At 71.7% G+C, this 2,956-nt stretch carries 1 protein-coding gene; it reads left to right on the forward strand.

What is annotated here, in order from left to right; genetic code table 11:
- Window positions 1-2,956, forward strand: a 2,956-nt coding sequence (locus WD250_15435) for a kelch repeat-containing protein (GenBank protein MEX2621608.1), incomplete at both ends; no start/stop codon positions are given.

Below are 2,956 nucleotides of genomic sequence, written 5' to 3' on the forward strand. Positions count from 1 at the left end.
ACCCCCTGGTCATCGACCCCATCCTGGACTACTCCACCTACCTCGGGGGCACCGGACGCGACGGCCCCACCGGCATCGTGGTGGATGACACCGGCGCCGCCTACATCAGCGGCTACACCACCTCGCCCAACTTCCCGACCACCCCCGGCGCGTTCCAGACCGAGGGCGCGCCCGGTGAGCAGGACGGCTACGTCACCAAGCTCACCCCCGACGGCAGCGACATCGAGTACTCCACCTACCTCAGCGGCAGCGGCGAGGACTACCCGTCCGCCATCGCGGTGGACGACACCGGCGCCGCCTACATCACTGGGTCGACCCAGTCCGACGACTTCCCCACCACCGCGGGGGCCTTCCAGGAGGCGCCGGCCGGGGGGAACCTGAACGCCTTCCTGACCAAGCTCAACGCCGACGGCACGGCCCTGGAGTACTCCACCTACCTCGGTGGGACCAGCAGCGACTTCGTGTTCGCGATCGCCGTGGACGACGCCGGCAGCGCGCATGTGGCGGGCACGACCTCCTCCGACGACTACCCGACCACCACCGGGGCGTTCCAGGAGATGTTCCCGGGCGGCGGCGAGAGCGCGTTCCTCACGAAGGTCAGCGCTGACGGCACCGACACGGACTGGTCGACGTTCGTCGGCGGCACGGATGCCGACACCGCGTCGGGTGTGCACGTCGGCGACGACGGCACGGTCTCCCTCGCCGGCGACACCCGCTCGGCCGACCTGCCCACAACCGCCGGCGCCTACCAGGAGGACAACCCCAGCGGCGTCTGCGCCTCGGGGAGCGACCCCGACCGGCTGTGCCTTTCGACGTACGCGATGCAGTTCGACGCGGCCGGCGACCAGGTACTCGGGACCTACGTCGGCGGGGAGGGCGACGACCAGTCCGGCGCGCCGTCTCGCAACGGCGAGGCGGCCCAGACCATCGGCCTGGCCGCGGACGGCAGCATGGTCGTCATTGGCGGCACCAACTCGCCGGACTTCCCGCTCAGCGACGACGCCTTCCAGCAGGTCCTGCAGGACGGCACCCCCCAGGACGGGCGCATGGATATCGGGTTCGTCACGCGCCTGGAGTCCGACGGTAGCGACATCATCTACTCGACGTTCCTCGGCGGGCGTCGCAACGTGGACAGCGTGGCGGTCGAGCCCGACGGCAGCGCCACCGTCATCATCACCGCCGAGTCCGACCTCATCGCGCTCCGCGACCCGGTGGCGCCCTACTCGGGCAACCACGACGTGTATGTGGGCAGGCTGAACCCCGAGGGCACCGACCTGGTCTACGGGACCTTCATCGCCGGCCGCCTCGTCGACCTGGTGCGCGGGTTGGCGCTCGGCCCTGACGGCAGCGCCTACGTCATCGCCGACACCCAGTCCGATGACTTCCCGGTCACGCCGGGCGCGTTCGAGACCGCCCCTCCGGGTGGGTTGAGCGGCTTTGTCGCCCGCCTGGCTCCGACCGAGGAGGGCGTCCCGCACGTGTCGGAACTGTCGCCGCGCAGCGGCCCGGAGAACGGGGGCACCACGGTCACCCTGACCGGGCGTGACCTGAGCGGCGCCACCGCCGTGGACTTCGGCGGCACCCCCGCCGAGGACTTCACCGTGGACTCCGACACCCAGATCACCGCGACCAGCCCCCCGGGATCTGACCCCGTCCACGTCACCGTCACCACCCCGGAAGGCACCTCGCCGGCCAACCCGGCCGCCGAGTACCTCTACGCACAGGGTGTGTGGGAGCTGGCTGGGCAGATGGCCAGCATCCGCTTCGAGGGCAGCCTGACCCTGCTCGACGACGGGCGTGTCCTGGCCGCGGGCGGCCGCAACGAGATCCGCGACGAGATCACGGTGGACACCGCCGAGGTCTTCGACCCACTCACCGGCCAATGGGAGGACACCGGGTCGCTGAGCGGCCCCCGGTCCCACCACAGCGCCACGCTGCTGCCCGACGGCCGGGTCCTGGTCGCCGGCGGTTTCGCCGGCTCCAACGACCAGCTGGCCACCGCGGAGGTCTATGACCCCGACACCGGCCAGTGGACGCTGGTCGACGAGATGACCGAGGGTCGCGCCCGCCACCTCGCGGTCACCCTCGACGACGACCGCGTGCTGGTGACCGGCGGCGGCGGACTGGACTCCACCGAGATCTTCGACCCCGCCACCGACACCTGGGAGACCACCGGTGCCATGGTCGACGCGCGCAGCAACTTCGCCGGTGACGTGCTCGCCGACGGACGGGTCATGGTCGCCGGCGGCGGGGGCCACGTCACCAGAGCGGCGGAGATCTACGACCCCGCCACCGGGGAATGGACGGCCGTCGCGTCGATGCTCGCCGACCGGGACAACCCCCAGGGTGCGGCACTCGACGACGGGCGCTTCCTCATGATCAGCGGCATCGGCGCCGGCAAGAGCGCGGAGGTCTACGACCCCGACACCGACGAGTGGACGGCCAGCCTGATGATCAACGACCGCTGGACCGCGCTGCTGGGCACGCTGCCCGACAGCACGGTGCTGGTCGCCGGCGGGGCCGACGGCGGCTCCTACGCCGAGGTCTATGATCCCGACACCAACGACTGGACCACCGCCGGGCGCATGCACTGGGCCCGCTCGTCGTGGCGCAGCGGTCACCGGGGAGAAATGGTGGTGCTGTCCAGCGACCCCGACACGTTCGCCGACGACCCGGCGGTCTGCGGCGAGCACTGCGGCAAGGTGCTCGCGGCCACACACAGCTTCCGGCGCGTCGCCGAGCTGTACACCCCCGAGCCCTCGGTGACCGGCGTCGCGCCGGACACCGCGGACGCCGACGACGAGATCACCATCACCGGGTTCGGGTTCAACGACGCGTCGGCGGTGCACGTCGGCGGGGAGCCCGCCACCGACGTCACGGTGGTGTCCTCCACCGAGGTCGCCGCGACCGTGCCCGCCCAGTCCGCCGGCACCGTGGACGTGACCGTCACCACCCC

It is taken from the genome of Egibacteraceae bacterium (assembly GCA_040905805.1).
Lineage (GTDB): Bacteria > Actinomycetota > Nitriliruptoria > Euzebyales > Egibacteraceae > DATLGH01.